The 2,196-nt window shown below is 27.4% G+C and carries 1 protein-coding gene and 1 pseudogene; both read right to left on the minus strand.

All coding sequences use genetic code 11. The features are described 5' to 3' along the window. Nucleotides 1-508: 508 nt before the first annotated feature. Nucleotides 509-1,798, minus strand: coding sequence for a hypothetical protein (locus tag B5E87_RS14675; protein WP_241147195.1), 1,290 nt, complete (start codon nucleotides 1,796-1,798; stop codon nucleotides 509-511). Continuing rightward, a pseudogene (locus B5E87_RS15755) lies at nucleotides 1,799-2,077 on the minus strand (type III toxin-antitoxin system ToxN/AbiQ family toxin); the annotation flags it as partial. Nucleotides 2,078-2,196: the final 119 nt, after the last annotated feature.

Raw genomic sequence — 2,196 nt, forward strand, 5'->3', positions numbered from 1 at the left:
AACACAAATCGTATTCACATTTCAAAGATCTTACATATTGATTAGCTAGCATAATCAAATCATTTAACATTTTCAAACTTTTTCATCAAATGACTTGATTTTTATATAGTTAGCTCCTTTATTCAATATATTTTGTATCATTTATTATATCATATGTTTTTAATTGATTCATTTCTTGTAAATCGAATATTTTCATTTTTTATAATAGACTTCCTGAAACGATAACAGACTTCAAGGGTTGCACACAAATTTTATGACCTATTTTTTTAACTGATTTCGTAAAACTTTCTGAGAACTATAAAAACTCAAAAAGTCTTGAATTTTTCAGCAGAATTTGGGATACCGATTCAATCGAAGAAGCTTGTAAATAATTAAGCAAACCATAAAAATAAAGTCATGATGAAAGTCATGGCTTCTTATTTGTATAAGAAAAGGTATAGGCCCGCATCTATCTGCACATCCAACCTCAAGTGGTCAGAAACCCATATCCAATTAGAGAAATCTAGTTTTATAAAACCTCTTTCAATTTTTCTATACGTTGAATCAATCCATAATACAATGCTTCTATCTTATCTTCTCCCATTGCAGTTAAATAATCATATCTATACAGCATATTTCTCCACTTAATAGCAACTTCATATAACTCATCATAGTTAATTTCAATATTCTGGTTTTGAGAAACAGTATTCAAAATATAATCAAAATCTATACCCTTTTGATTGAAGAACGTACCAGAAGCCGTATGAAAATTGTATTCATAAATTTTGCTTTGAGAATACATTGCCTGCCCACTATCAAATATAGGAGCTATATCTAACCACTGCAAGCTATTCACATCTCTTACTACACCAAAATTTCCTAAATGTCTATCTTTATTAACTATTAAATAATCTAAAATAAACATTTTAAGAAGTTTTTCTTTTACATTTTTGATTCCTTTTTCTTCCAATATTTTAATATAATATTTATAAACACTTGTACTTCTTTCGGCATTTAAATCTACATTTTCGAATCTAAGAATGGAGAAAGAAGATATATATTCTGTATTAATATCAATAAAGCATTCACATTTTGACATTATTTTATGACCTATTTGATCGATAGTGTAATCAACATGATCTAAGTTTATAACTTTACAAATATCACTTGCAAGAACTTCACAAAACGGCTCTAAGTCCATTTGTCTTAAAGAACTTTTTAATAAATATCTTTTCTTATCAGATTCAACAACCCACGCTTTCTTCAACATTCCATCAGATGTATTGTTAGGCGTATATAAATTGATATTATCTTTAATTAATATTTTATTTTCAAAACTTGCATCAATAAAATCCTGACTATTAAAATCATTCATAAAGAAATTAATATCATGCCAGTCCATTTGTTTTTCGACTGGATTTAACCAATATTGATCACTCAAAGATAATCCAAATGCTTTATTTAATAAAATGTCCTTATTTTTTATACCAACATTATCTAAGAAATCATCTAATCCTTCTCTCCATGAAGGAATGCCACGACCTCTAAACCATGAAGTAATACAATTAACATTAAGTTGTTTTTCTTTAAAACATTCTAAAGGTGCATAATCAGGATTATATATTTCAACAATATCTACAACAGTATTATTTTCATTATTTAATGTAATTTTAGAAATTTTTGTCGTCTTGTTCATTAAATAATATTCTGTAATTCCATTAGTGAAAGGATTACTAATAAAGTATTCATCATCTGGAAAACGATTATAATGCTTGCCATAATGTTCCATTTCATAATCTGTACAAAACTTTTCAGCCACAAAAAAATCAACTGTCCTATTAAGATAAGGTTGTTTATAACCTTTTATTTTTTGCTTGTATATTCTTTGCGCTGACTTTTCTATTCTTGATTTATTTTTCTTTAAATATTCTATTTTTTTATTGAAAAGAGATATTAAATTTTCCGATATGACAGTAAAGTCAAATGACAACAATTCATTATAAGGGACCGGAAACATATTAGATAACATACATTTACCAAGACTTTTTTTATTATCAGAAGATGTCATCCTTAATACGAAAGGAGTAGATTTTTTAATTGATTATTCGCATGTAAAAGCACTGGTAGTCGCAGACATCTGCACCACCTCAATCGCATAAAGTGCACCACTTATATTTATACACAATTATAGTCAATCATGTCCAAACATGATTGACC

The organism is Massilimicrobiota sp. An142, assembly GCF_002160725.1.
Taxonomy (GTDB): Bacteria; Bacillota_I; Bacilli_A; order Erysipelotrichales; family Coprobacillaceae; genus Allocoprobacillus; species Allocoprobacillus merdigallinarum.